General features: G+C 44.0%; 22 protein-coding genes. 5 read left to right on the plus strand and 17 right to left on the minus strand.

Annotated features, from left to right (window positions below; all coding sequences use genetic code 11):
- Positions 1-27 precede the first annotated feature (27 nt).
- The 3 genes from ytrH (at position 28) to ACZ07B_RS05890 (ending at position 1162) form a co-directional block, all read left to right on the plus strand.
- Entirely contained in the window at positions 28-369 is a 342-nt protein-coding gene (gene ytrH, locus ACZ07B_RS05880) for a sporulation membrane protein YtrH (RefSeq protein WP_003229410.1), read from the plus strand.
- Positions 366-869, plus strand: coding sequence for a sporulation membrane protein YtrI (ytrI, locus tag ACZ07B_RS05885; protein ID WP_003229408.1), 504 nt, complete (start codon positions 366-368; stop codon positions 867-869). The genes ytrH and ytrI overlap by 4 nt, the downstream gene beginning before the upstream one ends.
- Before the next feature lie 101 nt (positions 870-970).
- Positions 971-1162 carry a hypothetical protein gene (locus ACZ07B_RS05890; protein WP_003229407.1) on the plus strand — a complete coding sequence of 64 codons (192 nt, stop codon included), beginning with the start codon at positions 971-973 and terminating at the stop codon, positions 1160-1162.
- A gap of 17 nt (positions 1163-1179) precedes the next feature.
- Here ACZ07B_RS05890 and nrnA read toward each other — a convergent pair whose 3' ends face one another.
- Entirely contained in the window at positions 1180-2121 is a 942-nt protein-coding gene (gene nrnA, locus ACZ07B_RS05895) for a bifunctional oligoribonuclease/PAP phosphatase NrnA (RefSeq protein WP_004398971.1), read from the minus strand.
- Between the two features lie 130 nt (positions 2122-2251).
- Between nrnA and ACZ07B_RS05900 the strand changes: the two genes are divergently transcribed.
- Positions 2252-2554, plus strand: coding sequence for a YtpI family protein (locus ACZ07B_RS05900; protein WP_003229401.1), 303 nt, complete (start codon positions 2252-2254; stop codon positions 2552-2554).
- An 18-nt stretch (positions 2555-2572) separates the two neighbouring features.
- Here the strand turns inward: ACZ07B_RS05900 and ACZ07B_RS05905 are convergent, their stop codons facing one another.
- From ACZ07B_RS05905 to snaA, 13 genes are all read right to left on the minus strand, one after another.
- Positions 2573-3892 carry a CBS domain-containing protein gene (locus tag ACZ07B_RS05905; RefSeq protein WP_071577048.1) on the minus strand — a complete coding sequence of 440 codons (1320 nt, stop codon included), beginning with the start codon at positions 3890-3892 and terminating at the stop codon, positions 2573-2575.
- Between the two features lie 176 nt (positions 3893-4068).
- Positions 4069-4971: a sulfite exporter TauE/SafE family protein gene (locus ACZ07B_RS05910; RefSeq protein WP_464876998.1), complete on the minus strand. Its 903-nt coding sequence runs from the start codon at positions 4969-4971 to the stop codon at positions 4069-4071.
- An 18-nt stretch (positions 4972-4989) separates the two neighbouring features.
- On the minus strand, positions 4990-6240 hold the full coding sequence (gene sndA / locus ACZ07B_RS05915) for an S-alkyl-N-acetyl-metabolite deacetylase SndA (RefSeq protein ID WP_464876999.1): 1251 nt from the start codon (positions 6238-6240) through the stop codon (positions 4990-4992).
- Positions 6241-6257: 17 nt separating this feature from the next.
- Entirely contained in the window at positions 6258-6950 is a 693-nt protein-coding gene (ribR, locus tag ACZ07B_RS05920; protein ID WP_128474186.1) for an RNA-binding riboflavin kinase RibR, read from the minus strand.
- Between the two features lie 46 nt (positions 6951-6996).
- Positions 6997-8325: an LLM class flavin-dependent oxidoreductase gene (locus tag ACZ07B_RS05925; protein WP_024572706.1), complete on the minus strand. Its 1329-nt coding sequence runs from the start codon at positions 8323-8325 to the stop codon at positions 6997-6999.
- Entirely contained in the window at positions 8322-8603 is a 282-nt protein-coding gene (locus tag ACZ07B_RS05930; RefSeq protein ID WP_134156562.1) for a glutaredoxin family protein, read from the minus strand. Before ACZ07B_RS05930 ends, ACZ07B_RS05925 begins: the two co-directional genes overlap by 4 nt.
- Before the next feature lie 14 nt (positions 8604-8617).
- Positions 8618-9622 (minus strand): LLM class flavin-dependent oxidoreductase, encoded by a 1005-nt coding sequence (locus ACZ07B_RS05935; RefSeq protein ID WP_217003004.1) that lies wholly within the window; start codon positions 9620-9622, stop codon positions 8618-8620.
- A complete protein-coding gene (gene tcyN / locus ACZ07B_RS05940; RefSeq protein WP_003229383.1) occupies positions 9619-10398 on the minus strand; it encodes a sulfur-containing amino-acid ABC transporter ATP-binding protein TcyN in 780 nt (259 codons plus the stop codon). Before tcyN ends, ACZ07B_RS05935 begins: the two co-directional genes overlap by 4 nt.
- On the minus strand, positions 10395-11102 hold the full coding sequence (gene tcyM, locus ACZ07B_RS05945; protein ID WP_445214200.1) for a sulfur-containing amino acid ABC transporter permease TcyM: 708 nt from the start codon (positions 11100-11102) through the stop codon (positions 10395-10397). The genes tcyN and tcyM overlap by 4 nt, the downstream gene beginning before the upstream one ends.
- A 29-nt stretch (positions 11103-11131) precedes the next feature.
- Complete coding sequence (tcyL, locus tag ACZ07B_RS05950) at positions 11132-11851, minus strand: sulfur-containing amino acid ABC transporter permease TcyL (RefSeq protein WP_004399112.1); 720 nt, start codon at positions 11849-11851, stop codon at positions 11132-11134.
- A gap of 21 nt (positions 11852-11872) precedes the next feature.
- Positions 11873-12685: a sulfur-containing amino acid ABC transporter substrate-binding protein TcyK gene (tcyK, locus tag ACZ07B_RS05955; RefSeq protein WP_024572165.1), complete on the minus strand. Its 813-nt coding sequence runs from the start codon at positions 12683-12685 to the stop codon at positions 11873-11875.
- Between the two features lie 13 nt (positions 12686-12698).
- The gene (gene tcyJ / locus ACZ07B_RS05960) at positions 12699-13508 is read right to left on the minus strand and encodes a sulfur-containing amino acid ABC transporter substrate-binding protein TcyJ (protein WP_032722341.1); all 810 of its coding nucleotides are present in this window, start codon (positions 13506-13508) and stop codon (positions 12699-12701) included.
- Between the two features lie 12 nt (positions 13509-13520).
- On the minus strand, positions 13521-14057 hold the full coding sequence (snaA, locus tag ACZ07B_RS05965; protein ID WP_464877000.1) for an N-acetyltransferase SnaA: 537 nt from the start codon (positions 14055-14057) through the stop codon (positions 13521-13523).
- 152 nt (positions 14058-14209) lie between these two features.
- Between snaA and ytlI the strand changes: the two genes are divergently transcribed.
- Entirely contained in the window at positions 14210-15136 is a 927-nt protein-coding gene (gene ytlI / locus ACZ07B_RS05970) for a LysR family transcriptional regulator YtlI (protein ID WP_024572164.1), read from the plus strand.
- A gap of 50 nt (positions 15137-15186) precedes the next feature.
- Here ytlI and ACZ07B_RS05975 read toward each other — a convergent pair whose 3' ends face one another.
- From ACZ07B_RS05975 to ACZ07B_RS05985, 3 genes are all read right to left on the minus strand, one after another.
- Positions 15187-15870 (minus strand): metal-dependent hydrolase, encoded by a 684-nt coding sequence (locus tag ACZ07B_RS05975; RefSeq protein ID WP_003245964.1) that lies wholly within the window; start codon positions 15868-15870, stop codon positions 15187-15189.
- 62 nt (positions 15871-15932) lie between these two features.
- A complete protein-coding gene (locus tag ACZ07B_RS05980) occupies positions 15933-16700 on the minus strand; it encodes an SDR family oxidoreductase (protein ID WP_004398521.1) in 768 nt (255 codons plus the stop codon).
- 126 nt (positions 16701-16826) lie between these two features.
- Positions 16827-16958: a hypothetical protein gene (locus ACZ07B_RS05985; protein ID WP_009967976.1), complete on the minus strand. Its 132-nt coding sequence runs from the start codon at positions 16956-16958 to the stop codon at positions 16827-16829.
- Between the last annotated feature and the right edge of the window lie 31 nt (positions 16959-16989).

Below are 16989 nucleotides of genomic sequence, written 5' to 3' on the forward strand. Positions count from 1 at the left end.
TATGATATAAAAGGTGAGGTGATAAAGATGGATCAGGAAGCAGGATTTATGGTGAATTTTATCAATAGCTACTTCATTGCGTTAGGGGTGCTGATCGGGGGCGCACTCATCGGAGGGCTCGGAGCATACTTGGCAGGCGAACCCCCGCTTACAGCCATTACAAAGCTTGCCAACCGGTTAAAAATATGGGCACTTGTCGCAGCTATCGGAGGCACCTTTGATGCGGTATACAGCTTTGAACGCGGCATACTCGAAGGCAATACGAGAGATATCTTTAAACAGCTTCTTTTAATTATTTCGGCCATGGGGGGCGCGCAAAGCGGCTGGCTTATTATATCATGGCTGACCCAGGAGCATCTTTCTTCATGAGGGTCCCCCAACATTACAAAAAACCGGGATGGCAGCGTTTTTTCGCGGGAATGATGTGCGGAGCCGTAATCAGCTGGTTCTTTTTCCTGTTTACTTACGGAACATTCCAAGAGGAGCAGGTCAGCCTCATCGAAAAGCAAAAAGAGCATGTAAAAGACTTGAACAATCAAATTTCGATCTATCAAGAAGACCTCCATAAACTGAATGAAGATAATAAAAGAAAACTGCTGATTCAAAGCGTCAGCGTCAAATTGCTGAATGGGGATAAATATAAAATATCACAGCCGGATAAAACGAAATTCGAGGAGCATGTAAAGGATGATATTTCAGAGGTGATTACAAAAGACATAGAGAGCGTCTATCAAACAAAGGATCTCTTGAAGCGGACAATTGAAAATAAAGTCTATATGATCAATGAAAAAAAATACGAGGCAACCGTCAGAGAATTGATTATTTATACGAGGCTGACAGTGGAACTTGAAATATCTTTCGCCACATAATTATGGATTTTTTTTAAATTCTCCAAACTTCTGTCGCTTTTTCCCATTCTTTTTTATAAACTATATGTGAGGCTTAATGGCGAAAGGAAGGAGGAAGGGAAATGGAGGTTTACAGTGACCGTCAGTTAGCAAAAGATCAAGCAGCCCGTCTCAGACAAGGTTTTTCTGCATATGCCGAAACAAACTCACTCGCTTCCCTCATCAAAAAAGAACTTCAATCACACAATCTCCAAGTCTACGAGGACCTTACTGATTTCGGCTGCTGGTTCATCCCCGTCACAGATGAACACTAAGAGAGAGGGTCTCCCCTCTACTCGTGTTCTTTACATAATGTTTCCAGATCAGCTAAAATCCGATCAGCTTCATCCCAGCTGTAAATAGAGGCGCCTGAAGCTAACGGATGCCCTCCGCCGTTATATTTCCGGGCAAGTCCGTTAATGACAGGCCCCTTCGAACGGAATCTGACTCTGATTTGATCGTCTTCTTCTACGAAAAACACCCAGGCGCGAATACCTGAGATATTGCCGAGCGTCCCGACAAGCTGCGACGCTTCAGAAGCCGTTGTGCCGAATTTTTCAAGCGTATCCTTTTTGATGAAAACAGAAGCCGCCCCGTTTTCGGACAAAGACACATTTTGAAAGATAAAGCCGTTAAGCTTCACCACATTCAGTTTTGTTTCATACAATTGATTAAATAACTCTGAGGAAGAGAATGGATACTGAATGAGCTCGCCTGCATATTTTAATGTTTTTTCCGTGGTATTCGGAAATAAAAAGCGTCCGGTATCTCCAACAATGCCGGCGTAGATCAGCTCTGCCGCTTTCGTATTCAGCTTCCAGCCGTGCTCTTTTCCTTCTAAATACAGCTCGTAAATCATTTCACTTACTGAGCTGGCGCTTGTATCGACCCAGAGAAGGTCACCGTATGGATCTTCGTTCGGATGGTGGTCGATTTTCATTAGTTTGGCGCCTGAAGGATAACGCTGATCGTCGATTCTTTCCTGATTTGCCGTATCGCAGACAATGACAAGTGCGCCTTCATATGTTTCATTGTCCACCTCATCAAGGGAATATAAGAAAGAGAGGGACGGTTCAGGCGTGCCGACCGCAAAAATATTTTTTTCAGGATATGTTTCACGCAGGATTTCCGTAAGCCCGCACTGTGATCCGTAGGCATCCGGATCAGGACGCACATGTCTATGTAAGATAATCGTGTCATATAATGATATGGTTCTGATCAATTCTGTTTTCATTTGATACTCCTTTATTGTTTTTATTCATTAAATCACATTCTCTGCCGACGGAAAAGAAAAATAACGTCAAAACCAAGCCCGTTTTTGTATAAAATGGGTTTGTAAACTTTTACGATGGAGGATTTCATTTATGCTGGTTCTTGTTTTTTTGATTGGGCTTTCCGCCTGCTTTTATGTGTACTATAAAGTAAAAGGCGTACGGGCAAAGCCATCTTTGGCAAAAGAAATATGTTCAGCAAAATCAAGCATGGCCTTAGGGTCACTAGTCCTGTTCTACGGGCTCAACCAAATGATATTATTCCATTCAGTATTAACGTTAGTAATCGGCGGTATCTTTATCGTCATAGGAGCAGGAAGCGCTTGGGCAGGTTATAAAGCCTTCAGGCATTACAATCCCCTTCACGCCAAAGAAGCTGAAAGAGATCACGCGTAAGGGGCGCCTGAACGTCCCTTAGCTTCTTTCCATCAGCTGAACCATCAGCATCGCTTTAGACACGATATGACCTTGGCTGTGCACTTCCACTTCCATTTTCCCAAACTTTCTGCCAGCCTCCAAGATGCGAGGTTTGACTTCGATGACTGATTCCATCTGCACAGGCTTCAAAAAGAAGATGGTGATGCTCTCTATGACGAGTTCGCCGCGTTTTTTCGAGCGCAAAAATCGATTTGCCGCTTGCGTCAAAATAGTCGTAAATACGCCATAAGAAATGGTTCCAAGCTGATTTGTCATTTGCGGCGTGACTTCATACTCGTAAACCGTTTGATCTTCTTTATCATCACCCTCATCTTTAAACCCCCTTGAAACGATATCATCAAGCTTCTCCCCGACCTGCGGCTGCTTTTGAATCATTTGAAGAGCTTTCAATACGTCTTGGCGGCTGATCATGCCGATGAGTTTTTGGTGGCCGTCAGTGACGGGAAGCACTTCGATCCCTTCCCATACCATCGTTTGCGCAGCTGAAGCGACAGATGTTTTCCCAATAACCGTGACGGGATTTTTGGTCATAACTTTTTCTATAGATGCATTTCGGTCATGGCCAGCAATATCTTTTGATGTCAGAATGCCATGGATTTTCATTTGATCGTCAACAACCGGGAAGCGGCCGTGCCCTGTTTCAAAATTTTTCTCATACCATTTTTCAAGTTTATCCTTAGGCGAAAGATATACCGTGCGGTCAGCAGGTGTTAGGATGTCCTCCACCAAAACAATTTCTTTTTTGATCAGCTGGTCATAAATTGCCCGGTTAATCATCGCTGCGACTGTAAAGGTGTCATAGCTCGTGGATAAAATCGGCAGTTCAAGCTCATCTGCCAGCTGCACAATGCTGTCATCCGTGTTAAAACCCCCGGTCACCAATACGGCCGCGCCCGCTTCAAGCGCCTGCCTGTGTGCATTGATTCTGTTTCCGACAATCAAAAGATTCCCCGCTGCGGTGTAACGCATCATCGCGTCAAGCTCCATCGCGCCGATGACGAATTTATTCAATGTCTTATGGAGCCCTGCCCTGCCTCCGAGCACTTGTCCGTCTATAACATTTACAACCTCTGCATAGGTAAGCTTTTCAATGTTCTCTTTTTTCTTTTGTTCAATTCTAATTGTGCCCACACGTTCAATTGTGCTGACAAACCCTTTATTCTCTGCTTCCTTGATCGCTCTGTACGCGGTTCCTTCGCTTACTTTCATTTCCTTTGCAATTCTTCGGACAGAAATTTTTTCACCGACAGGCAGTGAATCGATATACGTTAAAATTTGTTCATGCTTCGTTGCCAAGCCTTTCACCTCTAAGGACAGTCTTCTTGTTTTTATTATAAGGTTTCAAAGGATTTATACGCAATGAGGCTGGAAAATAAAAAAGAAGCCCGACCGGCTTCTTACAGCGTTGATTTCGTTTCAGTTAAGCGCAAGGACCCCGTGGCTCCTTTTACATCGTAAAGCGGAAAAACCCTTTATTTTTCTTTTAAATGGACATCAACCGCTGTCTTAACAATATTTCGATTCCCTATTTTAGATAAAACAAAGAAAACTGCGAATAGCCATATCGCCCCTATGGCCGTATAGATCAATGGATAAACAGCTGTGTTTGCGATCCATTCATTTATTAATGTTCTGGCATTTACCAGAATAATAAACCCTCCTACAAGCACACCCATCAATTGCGGATGAAACTTCTGCACCAGCCATGCTGCGATAGGGGCAGCGATAATTCCGCCGGCCATTAGTGAAAACACCCATAACCAATTGACGTCCTCCCATCCTAATGAAATAAGAAAACCGGCAGTTGCAGATACGGCGATGGCAAATTCACTTGTGTCTACAGTCCCGACAACTTTCCTCGGGCTCAAGCCTTTGCGGGATAATAAAATCGGAGTGGTCACCGGTCCCCAGCCGCCTCCGCCTGTGGCATCTGCAAAACCAGCGATCACGCCCAATGGGATGGATTGTTTTCGGTTTAACGGCACATGCTTCTTCTCAAGAGCCGGCTTATATTGAAATAAAAACCTGATCAATACATATCCGCCCAGAAGGAGCAAAAACAAAGAAATATAGGGTTTCGCCACATCTCCAGGTAATTGGCTGAGGAATGCCGCGCCTAAAAAAGCGCCTATAGAGCCGGGAATGACAAGCTGAAAAACGGTTTGTTTGTCAACATTGCCAAATTTAATATGCGACACTCCCGATGCGGCAGTCGTTACGACTTCCGCTAAATGGACAGAAGCTGAAGCCACAGCAGGTGTGATGCCAAACGCCAATAACAAAGAAGTTGAGGTAACCCCATAAGCCATACCTAACGAACCGTCTATTAACTGCGACAATAAACCAATAAATGCAAAAACGATTAATTTCTTCATCAGAACACCCCATCTATATCAATCAGATATTTTTGACTCTTCATTCGAATCTAACAACCTCTTGGCGTTTTCATATAAAAAATAAGAGGCTTTGATAATGGCAGTTTCATCAATTGTAAATGCAGGGTGGTGCCAATCATGATCACCGTCTGTTCCAAAAAACGCAAAGGATCCCGGAATATGCTCAAGATAATAAGCAAAATCTTCCCCCCCGGTTGATGGGGCGGGATCAATGACTTGAAGTTTCGCTTTATGTGCAGCGTCTCGCACCAGCCCCGTAATTGCCTCATCATTACAAAGCGGCGGCGGTCCGGAATGCCACTTCACATTTGCCTTTAACGAGAAAGCAGCAGAAATCTGCTCTGTGACTGCAAAAAAACGCTGTTTCACTTGATTACGAACCTCTGAATCAAATGTACGAACAGTGCCCTCAATGACCACTGTATCCGGAATGACATTCCAAGTGCTGCCGCCGTTGATTTTCCCTATGGTTAAAATCGCGCTTTGCAGCGGGTTTACATTTCTGCTTACAATCGTTTGCAGGGCGACAATAAGCTGAGAGGCGCCGACAATTGGATCAAAACCATTATGCGGCAATGCTGCATGAGCGCCTTTCCCTTCTATCTCTACTTTAAATCGGTCAACAGCAGCCATAAGCGGGCCTGTTTTTAACCCTACAGTCCCAACCGCGATATCCGGTTTATTGTGAAGGCCAATAACCGCATCAATGCCATCCAGTTGGCCGTCCTTTATCACTTTTGCAGCGCCTGCACCCGCTTCCTCTGCCGGCTGAAATAATAAACGAATCTTTCCTTTCAGACTGTCTTGATTTTCCTTCAATAAAAAGGCCGCACCAAGAAGCGCTGCCGTATGAAAATCATGACCGCACGCATGCATGATCCCTTTATGTTTAGACGCATAAGGCAATCCTGTTTTTTCTTCAATTGGCAAGGCGTCAATATCAGCCCTCAAAGCAATCGCCGGACCTTCTGACTCCCCTGCTATGTCTGCGAACACACCCGTTTTTAGAGCAGTAGGGCGAATCTGTATCCCCTTTTCTTTAAGGCATTTTTTTATAAAAGCAGTTGTTTCAAATTCTTCTTTTGACAGTTCAGGATATTGGTGCAGGTGCCGGCGAATGCCGATGAGCTGCTTTTCTAGCGTTGAGAGATTTACGGGATTATACTCCCCTTTCAACTTCAGGATGTCATTTCCTGTAGTCTGATATGGATAGGAGCCTTCTATATTTCTCCAATAATCCAAAGACATATGTTCCGCTCCTTTCCCTATCCCAATATATTTTCTTCAGACTCTTCAACATAAGATGAAATAAATCGGTTCAATTTATCAGCAAGACCACCCGCCCCAAATCTTATATACTTGCTGGAAACTTTCGGATTATCCTCTTTCAAAAAGCTTAAAAAAGATAAAATATAAATGCGCCTGTAAACTACTTGTGTAATTCCGTACTCAAAAAACCAGTTATCAATGACATTGTATACGCCTCGGTTGACGCCATATAGGTTGTTACATTTCTTGTAAAAGCAGAGATCCGGAAGATTTAACTCCTGATGGGAAAGCAGGCTTTCTTTTTTGTTCGGTGCCATAATCCCAATCAGCTCAAAGCGTTTTGCAACGCACGAAATATCCTTTTTAATTTGCTTTGTTAACGACTCCAAAGAATCAAACCTTCTTTCTTCTCTAATTTTAAAGAGAATGCTGCATTCGATTTTTTCTCCATAAATGTCTCTATGAAAGTCAAACAAAAAAATCTCCAATGTCTTTTCAAGGTTAGAGCCCACCGTCGGTTTCACACCGATATTCATAACCCCTAAATGAAATTGATGATTGACTGTCGCCAGAACCCCATAAACTCCATTACGCAGCCCATGCATTTTTGCATCTACATTTGCCGTGGGGAATCCAAGCTTTCTGCCTAATTGTTTTCCTTTCACAACCGTACCGGCAATGATCGTCAAAAAAGTCAGCCTCCTCTCTCAGCTTCCGCATTCGATCAGACGAAACCTAATGATGTGATGAATGTAAAACGGATTGATGCTGCGGAATGCCAAGACCGAGATTTTCCCGCAATGTCCCGCCGCGATAATCTTGACGATAAAGCCCTCTTTCTTGAAGAATCGGAATCACCTTTTCTACAAAAGCATCAAGTGTTCCCGGTATATCCGACCCAATGATAAACCCATCCGCCGCCTCAGCGTTGAACCAAGTTTCAATTAAGGATGCGACACGCTCTGGTGTTCCGATGAATAGAGTCCGTGGAAAAGCCATTTCCTGTGCTACCTCCCGCAATGTCAGATTTCTGGCTTTTGCTTCTCTCTTAATCCGGTCTGTTGTGCTTTGAAACGCATTCTTTCCCACATCGCCAATATCGGGAAATGGCTCATCCAACGGGTAAACACTCAGATCATAATCATCAAAAAAACGGGCCAAATAAGTAACAGCATTTTCAATCGGTATCAATTCTGCAAATTCACGATACTTCTTTTCCGCCTCTTCTTCCGTATCTGCCACAATCGGGCTGATCCCTGGAAAAATCCGCACACTTGAAGGATCACGCCCTTCATCAGCAGCTCGCCTTTTCACATCCGCATAAAACGCTTTTGTCTCTTCTAATGAATTGGAATGGGTAAAAATCGCATCCGCATTTTTAGCAGCAAACTGCCGGCCTGTTTCTGATGAACCCGCTTGAAACACTACAGGCTCTCCCTGCTTAGAGCGCCCGATATTCAAGGGCCCCTCTACTTGAAAATACTTTCCTTTATGATTCAGGCGATGAAGCTTCGCCGGATCGAAAAACTGCCCTGTTTTCTTATTGTGTATAAATGCGTCATGCTCCCAGGAATTCCACAGCCCGCGCACAACATCCAAATGCTCTTGTGCGATCTCGTAACGTTCAGTGTGTTCTGGCAAATTAGACTTACTATGGTTGCGTGCCGCTCCTTCCTGCGGAGAAGTAACAAGATTCCAGCCTGCCCTGCCCCCGCTGATATGGTCCAGCGACATCAATTGTCTGGAGATAGTGAATGGCTCAGTAAAAGATGTAGAGAACGTCCCTACTAAGCCAATATTTTTGGTAACTGATGCCAGCGCAGATAAAATGGTGATCGGTTCAAAACGGTTTAAAAAATGAGGAATCGATTTTTCAGAAATAAATAAGCCGTCTGCAATGAAAATAAAACTAAACAAGCCTTTTTCGGCTGTTTGCGCCTTTTTCATGTAAAATTCAATATTCGTGCTGGCCGAGGGATCAACATCGGGATGACGCCAGCCGTCAGTTGTTCCCCCGACACCGTGAATCATGGCTCCAAACTGAATAAAATCTGAACGTGTCATCTTTTTGCCTCCTTTATCTGTGCATGATTAGCAAGTGCAAGATCAAGGTGTTCAATGCCGATTTCAGTTATCCCTTGATACTGATTGCCGCGCCCGATTTCGACCACAGGCACATGGCGTACCCCATATTTCACCTGTAAAATATCTCGAAGTTCCTCTTTCTCTGAAACATCGATATTTTGGAACGGGAACCCTTTTTCATTCAAATAATTCTTGACTTCCTCACAATACGAACAGCCTTTTTTACTCCAAACCACAATGTTCAAAACATCACTCATTCTTCTGTTCCTCCTTAACGTTTTGCAGCTAAAACTGCATCGCTCAGCAGCTGATAAGACAGCTGTTTTTCTACAGCATTTTTGATAGGTGTAAAAATAACAAAATCATTGATTTTGTATGTGCCTGATAAACGTGTTAATTCTTCTGCCACTTCTTCCTTTGTTCCGGCAATAATCCCGGTTTTTTGCACGATGATGTCATATGGCTCTGTGACGTTTTCCAGATAGGCCTCAGCCTGTTCGCGGGAACCGACGTTGACCTTACGCCCGTCTTTCAAAACCACTTTTATCGATTCACGCGACACAATATGTTTTTCCGCTTCTTCTTTTGTATGTGCCGCAAAAACAGCGGGAGCAAGATGAAATTCAGCCTCTGATCCTGGGGGGAGATGCGCGTCAAATGCTCGGCGGGCTTCCTTCAGCACTTCCTCTTCACCGTTAATAAAGTAAGCAAAGACAAAAGAGATTCCCAGTTTTGCAGCCGAAATGGCACTCTCTGTGCTTCCTCCTAATAGAAAAATACCCGGCTTCCGATCAACCTGCGGCCTAGGACGCAATGCGGCATAGCGGTGGGTATCAGGAAAATCGTCCCGTACGAAATGAGTAAGCTCCTCCAGTTTTTCATCAAACTGACGCACCGGTTTTTCATAATCGGCCTGCAGTGCGTCTGTGGACAGCTGAAACCCGCCGGGCGCTTTGCCCACTCCAAGATCTATACGGCCGGGAGCTAACGCTGATAGAAGATGGAATTGCTCCGCTACTTTATAAGAGCTGTAATGCTGCAGCATCACTCCGCCTGATGCTAAACGAATTTTTCTTGTGCTTGCAGCAAGATAGCCTAAAAGAACCTCGGGCGCAGACCCTGCAATCTCATCATTGTTGTGATGTTCGGCCACCCAAAATCGGTGATATCCACACTCTTCAGCCATTTGTGCCAAGTTGACTGTATACTGTAATGTATCAGCTGCTGTCTCCCCTTCACCAATCAAGCTTTGGTCTAAAATACTTAAGCGGATCATATCACCGGCTCCTTTATGTGTTCTTTTGGTTCAAATAAATATTCCGGCGAAACACGGCGGAGAAACTGCCTCGTTCTGTCTTTTTTGGTATGGCGGAAGACTTCCTCCGGGGTTCCTTGTTCAACAATGACTCCTTCATCCATAAAAACAACTTGATCAGAGACCCTTCTTGCAAACTCCATTTCATGTGTAACAACAATCATGGTGGCTCCGGTTTTCACGATTTCCAGCATTACCTCAAGCACTTCACCGACCAGCTCCGGGTCAAGCGCTGCCGTCGGCTCATCGAACAGCAGCACATCAGGATGAATGGCAAGCGCCCTTGCTATCCCAACCCTTTGCTTTTGTCCTCCCGATAACTGACTCGGATAAGCGTTCAATTTATCTTGAAGCCCGACCTTTCTCAGTTCATTTTCCGCTACGGCATACGCGTCTTGCTTTCTCATTTTCCGGGCAATCGTCAAGCCCTCCATGACATTTTCAATTACCGTTTTGTGAGCAAACAGGTGGTATTGCTGAAATACCATTGCCGTCTGTTTTCTGAGCCAGTGAACCTCTTTTTTCGACGGAAAGCTGCAATTAATCACTTTGTCATGTATAGAAATGATCCCTTCGTCTGGACGTTCTAATAAATTCAGGCACCGTAAAAAGGTGGTTTTCCCTGATCCGCTCGGCCCGATAATCGTCACAACTTCTCCCTTGCGTACCGTGAGATTTATCCCTTTTAATACATGGTGGATGCCAAACTGTTTATGGATATTTTTAATCTCAATCATAAAGTGCCTCCTTGAAATCTGGCTGCCTTTCTCTCTAATACTCCATTTACGGATTCTAGGATTAGAGTCAGCACCCAATAGATAATCGCTGCTCCGATAAACGCTTCTAAAAATGCATAATTATCAGAAGCAACGATAGTCGCCGTCCCTGTAATCTCTGGGACAGCCACTATAGCCGCGATAGAGGTGGTATGCAAAAAGCCGATACCCAAATTTGTGAAGTTTGGGATGGAAACCATCAGCGCCTGCGGCAATATTACACGCCGAAAGGTTTGGCTGTGTGTCAAGCCGATTGAATAAGCCGCTTCGACCTGTCCGGTATCCATCGCCAGAATGCCCGACCGGATGATTTCTGTCAGATAAGCTCCGGCAGTTAAAGACAAGGCCATGATGACAAACATGGAGACCGGTATCTCATTGGCGGACCAGCCGAGATGAAAAAAACTGCTGACTTGATCTGCAACAGGCGGTATCCCTAAATAAATCAACATAATGTGAAGGATTGCAGGTGTACTTCGAAAGAAAGACACATAAAACCTTGAGCAAGCCGCCAAGCCCTTAATTCTAAAAATTCTAACAATTATATTTCCAAGAGCCACGAGAAATCCAAACACAATCGGCAAAACAGCCATCATTAATGTCAGAGGAATGGTCTTTACCATTTCTTTCATGGCGGAAACGATAAATGGAAAGTCAAATTGCAATCTTCTCCCCCCTCATCCGAAGAAATATATCAATGTATGTTCATGTCAAAAACAGTAACAATCCTTGTTTGATTCTTCTTGATTCGTTTTTCTGCCACTCGAAAGAACCATTCGAATAAAACCGCTACAGCATAATAAACAATCGATAGCGCAATGTAAACTTCAAGAGAATGGTTGCTTGAGGTAATCAGTGTTTGGCCCCTTCCGGACATATCCATAACACCTATTGAAAAGGCTAGAGACGTATCTTTTAAAGAACTGATCACCATGTTTCCCATATTCGGAAACGCCTGGACAAGTGCCTGGGGCAGAACGATTCGCCTGAAGGCCTGACTACCGCTTAAGCCAATACTGTACGCCGCTTCCGTTTGGCCTTTATCTACACTGCCCACCCCCGCTCGAATGATTTCTGCGGCTGCCGCTGCATTGCTTAACGCATAGGTTGCGACAGCAGCATAAAACGGGTCCATTTTTGATGTATCAATCCCAATAAGCCCCGTAAGCGCCGGGATTCCGTAAAACACGATGAAAAGCTGCACCATGATAGGCGTTCCCCTGAAAAACGAGATATACACTTTTGCCAATTGATTTACAATTGGAATATTGTAGATGCGGGGCAGTGCCAGAAAGAGTCCTAATACAAAACCGAAAAGCAAGGACAGTGTTAAAATGTATAATGTAACCGGTAAATAAGCGGTTAACGTCGGCACAAAATCTCCAATCATGTTCATATCAAACGCTTTTTCCATTACTGCTCCCTCTCTTTTTACCTAATACTGCTCTTTGGAATAGTCGTCACCAAGCCATTTCAAACTGAGCCTTTTCAGCGTTCCGTCATCAATGATTTCCTGTAAGGCTTTATCAATATCGTCACTTAACGTTTGTTCATTTTTGTTAAACATAAAATACACTTTGGCATTTGAAAGCACATGACCGACGGTTTTTTCTTTAATAGCGCTCGTCTTGTTTTGAAAGTCTACTGCAAAAGGCGTTGAGATCGTTGCGTCCGCACGCCCCGATTTCAGCTGATTCGCAGTCTCATTTGCGCCTTGGCCCTCATAGGCAATCTCAAACGGCCGTCCATTATCCTCATTCCATTTTTTCAGTACAAGCGCTCCGTTGGAGGTTGCACTCGTAATCACCCGTTTTCCTTTTAAGTCTTCAATTCCACGGATCGTATCGTTATTTTGAAGCACAGTAATTTTTAAAGGAAAATGGTTGTAAGCAACCTTGTTAAACAGAAATTTTTTCTCACGCTCTTTGCTTTTCTCCATTTGATGTGCCACGATATCGACTTTATGCTGTCCGAGGCTGACAAGCAGGTTGGAAAATTCCATCGTTTTAAATGTGAATTTATAATGTGGCAGGCGCTTATCAAGCTCTTTGATCAGTTCGACATCATAACCGGTTAAATCGCCTTTTTCATCGATAAAGCAAATATTCGGAAATTGGGTTCCAGTTCCGACCGTGATCGTCTGTACCTTCTTTTGCCCGGCTCCCGTCGTTTGACTGCCTGCACCGCAAGCTGACAGAACTGTTATAAGCGAAAATAATATTGCCATGAATGCTGCTTTCGTTTTCATCTCATCGCCCCATTTATTTTTCAAAACTTGATTTTGAATAATCTGCCCCGAGCCATTTTCGGCTTAGTTTTTTTAGCGTTCCGTTTTTCTCCAGCTTTTTAATCGCTTGATCCGTGTCATCCGCCAAGGTTTGGCTGCCTTTATTAAACATAAAGTACACCTCGGTATCTAATAACACGTCACCGACTGTCTTTTGGCGAAAGGCGTGCGTTTTATTCTGAAAATCGACGGCAAACGGTGTAGCTATCGTTGCATCTGCGCGCCCGGTTTCAATTTGATTGGCGGTGTCATTGCTTCCCTGTCCCGCATATTTCAAATGAATTGGGCTGCCGTGCGTTTTGTTGTACTTTGTAATATAATCTGCCGCATTTGACGTGGCGCCAACTATGACTGTTTTTCCGTGTAAGTCTTTTAATGTATGAATCTTGTGATTATCCTCTTTCACCGTGATGTACATCGGCGAGTAGTTATATGGGACTTTATGATACAAAAAACGCTTTTCTCGTTCTTTATTTTTGGCCATATTGTGCGCAATCACATCAATTTTTTTATTTCCGAGACTCGTCAGCAAATTTGAGAAATCCATCGTTTTAAATTCAAATGTATATTGAGGCAACTCCTTATCGATGGCTTTCATCACTTCAATGTCATACCCGGTCAAATCGCCTTTTTCATTTAAAAACGCAATATTCGGAAAATCTGTTCCAGTGCCGATTATGACTGTTTGAGCCTGACGATCTGTTTTGTTATTTGTTTGCGAACATCCCCCGCCAAGTAATGCAAACACTGACAGCAGCAAAACCAATCCTTTACGCTTATTCATAGGCTCCTCACATCATGCCCAGCTGGGCGCACCTAAAAGCGTTGGGTTAAATCGTTCCGGAATCAGAACCTTGTGCATCATCACACCTATGTCCCCGTCTTTTTCCTGCTCAAAATACACTTCATACCCTCTCCTTCTGTACATGTCAGCAAGCCAAGGATGCTTGCGCGCGGATGTGCCGAGTGTCAGCGCAGGAGCCTTCAGCATATCTCGAAGCACTTTTTCTTCAACATACGTAAGCAGCTTACTTCCGGCGCCTTGCCCTTTATATTCCGGCAGTGTCGCAAACCACCACACAAATGGATATTTTGAAGGAGGCGTCTCACTCTCCCACGGGAACCTGATTGTAATCGTTGAAATCAGCTTCCCATCCCGCTCCAGCACAATCGCTGAATGATGTTCAATATTTTCTGATACCATTTGGATATCAGCTCTCGTGGATGGCCAATCAATATCCAGCCGCCGAATGGGCTGAAATGCGCTGTTAACCAGTTTCAACAGCTCCGATGCATCTTCAACAGTTGCCAGTCGAAAAATATCATCACTCATTTTTGTCACTCCTCTTCACAAAATATATAATTCCTATTTGTTTACTAAGCTTTTATTGTTTATACTATAAAGCATACTCTGATCTTTGACTAATCAAAAAAAGTAAACCTTCACTTCAGTAATTTTAATGATGAAAAACAGGAGGGAGCACATTGGAGTTACGCTCAATCAAAACGTTTCATACGATTGTAAAATTTGGAAGCTTCTATAAAGCTGCAGAAATACTCAACTACTCGCAGCCGACGATATCGATGCGTATGAAGCAATTGGAGCAGGATTTAGGCGTACTGCTGTTTGAAAGAGGAAAAAGCCTGCAGTTGACAAAAGCAGGGAAGCTTTTTTATGAACGAACAGGAGATCTTTTGATGCAATACGAGGCGCTTAAACACAACCTCTCCGACTTAAAGGAAGAAGAGGCAGGCATTATCAACATAGGGGTTTCAGAGCCAACCGCCAGTCTGATATTCCCCGAGATTTTAAAGGATTTCTTAAAGGATTACCCAAAGATAACGGTTAATATCAAGGTTGATGACGCCAATACTTGCAGTCAAAAGCTTTTAGACGGGACGATTGATTTTGCAGTCTGCGGCGAGCCGGAGCTGATTCTTGAAAATTACTACCATCCATTTTTTTATGACACATTAAATGTGATTATATCTGATCAACATCCGCTCGCTGAGAAGAAGGCTGTCCATTTGTCTGATTTAGCAGAAGAGCGCTTCATATTTACGCCCGCCAATTGCCCCATTCGCTTACAAATTGAACAGCATTTACATAGAGAACTCGGGAATCGCTACAAAAAAATGGAGCTCACAAGCAGCATGTCACATGAATATTACGTACGTGAAAACATCGGAATTTCAATCTTTACCAGCACCGCACATTCTAAACCGTTCAACGGCACTAAAGTTATTCCAATTCTGAACCTGGATATCACCCCGCCCATAGGGCTGTTGACAAATCAAAAAGAAGTTCATTTTGACCGCGCCACGAAGGACTTGATCGCCCGGATAACCAAACGTTTTCAGCAGCGCAGCAAAGAATTGGAAGGAACCTCTGATAAGACCATTACAGGATAACTGAAAAAATAAAAACCACCTCCTGATTCATCAGGAGATGGTTTCACGGTTTAAAGCTCGATCGTCTCACCGACCGACATGACTTTGCCGACTCCGCCCGGCAGGCTGTCAGCGAATGCTTCTGGGTCTTGTTCGATGACCGGGAATGTATTGTAATGCACCGGCACGACCTGTTTTGCGCGCAGCCATTCAGCGGCAAGCTTGGCGTCTTCAGGCCCCATCGTAAAGTTATCGCCAATCGGCAGGAAAGCAAGGTCGATATGATTCAATTCGCCAATGAGTTTCATATCAGAGAAAAGAGCCGTATCGCCCGCGTGGAAAATCGTTTTATCTTCTACAGTCAGCAAAATACCGGCAGGCATGCCTGTGTAAGTGATCGTTTTGTTTTCTTCATCTGTGATGGCTGATCCATGAAAGGCCTGTGTGAGCTTCACTTTTCCAAAATCGAACTGGCGGGAGCCGCCGATGTGCATTGGATGAACATTCAAGCCTTTCCAGCCTAAGTACACAGCGAGCTCGTTCGGTGCTATAACCAGCGCGTTATTTTGCTTGGCGATTTGTTCAGTATCACCGACATGGTCATTGTGGCCGTGCGTTAGTAAGATGACATCCGCTTTTACATCCTCCGGCTTTATATCCGTTAATGAATTCCCTGTTAAAAACGGATCAAAAATAATATGATGGTCCTTCGTTTCCACTGTGATTACAGAATGTCCGTGATATGTCACTTTCATTTCTTTCACCTCGTCACATGATTTTGATTTTTTTATTTTCCCTTTTTAAAAAGCTGAAAAACTTATGTTGTTTGATTCTTGTTAATGACATTGAGTCCTCCGGTGGCTTCAATGACAGTCCCTGTCACAAGGTCTGAGTTCTCCTCACACAAGAAAGCGATAATCCGGGCGATATCCTCGCCTGTACCGGATCTTCCTATCGGCGTTTTTTCTTTGCCAATTCGCATTCTGGCTTCCTCTATCGATGCTTCTTTCATGTCGCCGACAATGTCTCCTGGGCAAACCATGTTGGCGGTTATGCCGAATTCGGCTTCTTCAATGGCAATTGTCTTCGTCAAAGAAGCCAAGCCCACTTTCGCAGCGCCAAATGCCGATCGGTGAAGCCAGCCGGGCGCGTGAGCCGCACCTTGGAATCCGTACGTAATGATGCGTCCAAATTGCTGTTTTCTCATAATAGGAATAACCGCTTTGAATAAATGAAAGACGGCGCTTAAATTTCCTTCCAGCATGCCATACCATTCATCATCAGTATAATCGGCTAACTTTTTACGTTCAAATATGTATGGTCCAGCGTTGTTAATCAAAAAGTCGATCCTTCCGAAGCGGTTTAAGGCAGCCTCTGCAATACGCAGCAGATCTTCTTTTTTGGTGACATCACCTTTTACAAATTGCAGCCGGTCAAGACAATCGGGACAGGCTTCCTTCAGGCGGCTGACTGCCTCCTCATCCTGTCTGTAATTGACTGTTACTGAATACCCCTTTGCAAGCAACGTTTCAGTCACTTTGCGGCCTAAACCCTTCGAACCGGCAGTAATTAAAGCATGTCGCACATGAATACCTCCCAAAGCAACGTCGCCGCTTTCAATAAAGTGTTTCTTCTTCTACTTTACTATAAAAGGCTTGCAATATCACTTTTTACACTTTGGCATACAAAAAAAGCTGTCTGTACAGACAGCTTATTCTGCAGGAGATGAAGACTCCTGATCAGGCATATCGACATAACCGCTTTGATATGCTTCTGAAATGAGCCTTGTTGTCTCCTGGCTTTCTTGTTCATCATAAATATAGCGTTCCGGTTCTTTTTTCATCATTCTGCCTCCCATCATTATAGAGGTAGGT

The sequence above is a fragment of the Bacillus sp. 9.4 genome, from assembly GCF_055486415.1.

Coding starts and splice junctions, on each gene's coding strand:
- nrnA (WP_004398971.1), bottom strand. CDS start 2,121: ATGAAAACAGAATTGATCAGAACCATATCATTATATGACACGATTATC.
- ACZ07B_RS05900 (WP_003229401.1), top strand. CDS start 2,252: ATGCTGGTTCTTGTTTTTTTGATTGGGCTTTCCGCCTGCTTTTATGTG.
- ACZ07B_RS05985 (WP_009967976.1), bottom strand. CDS start 16,958: ATGAAAAAAGAACCGGAACGCTATATTTATGATGAACAAGAAAGCCAG.
- sndA (WP_464876999.1), bottom strand. CDS start 6,240: ATGTCTTTGGATTATTGGAGAAATATAGAAGGCTCCTATCCATATCAG.
- ACZ07B_RS05925 (WP_024572706.1), bottom strand. CDS start 8,325: ATGACACGTTCAGATTTTATTCAGTTTGGAGCCATGATTCACGGTGTC.
- ytrI (WP_003229408.1), top strand. CDS start 366: ATGAGGGTCCCCCAACATTACAAAAAACCGGGATGGCAGCGTTTTTTC.
- tcyL (WP_004399112.1), bottom strand. CDS start 11,851: ATGGAAAAAGCGTTTGATATGAACATGATTGGAGATTTTGTGCCGACG.
- tcyK (WP_024572165.1), bottom strand. CDS start 12,685: ATGAAAACGAAAGCAGCATTCATGGCAATATTATTTTCGCTTATAACA.
- ACZ07B_RS05890 (WP_003229407.1), top strand. CDS start 971: ATGGAGGTTTACAGTGACCGTCAGTTAGCAAAAGATCAAGCAGCCCGT.
- ytrH (WP_003229410.1), top strand. CDS start 28: ATGGATCAGGAAGCAGGATTTATGGTGAATTTTATCAATAGCTACTTC.
- snaA (WP_464877000.1), bottom strand. CDS start 14,057: ATGAGTGATGATATTTTTCGACTGGCAACTGTTGAAGATGCATCGGAG.
- tcyJ (WP_032722341.1), bottom strand. CDS start 13,508: ATGAATAAGCGTAAAGGATTGGTTTTGCTGCTGTCAGTGTTTGCATTA.
- ACZ07B_RS05935 (WP_217003004.1), bottom strand. CDS start 9,622: ATGATCCGCTTAAGTATTTTAGACCAAAGCTTGATTGGTGAAGGGGAG.
- tcyN (WP_003229383.1), bottom strand. CDS start 10,398: ATGATTGAGATTAAAAATATCCATAAACAGTTTGGCATCCACCATGTA.
- ACZ07B_RS05975 (WP_003245964.1), bottom strand. CDS start 15,870: ATGAAAGTGACATATCACGGACATTCTGTAATCACAGTGGAAACGAAG.
- ACZ07B_RS05930 (WP_134156562.1), bottom strand. CDS start 8,603: ATGAGTGATGTTTTGAACATTGTGGTTTGGAGTAAAAAAGGCTGTTCG.
- ACZ07B_RS05910 (WP_464876998.1), bottom strand. CDS start 4,971: ATGAAGAAATTAATCGTTTTTGCATTTATTGGTTTATTGTCGCAGTTA.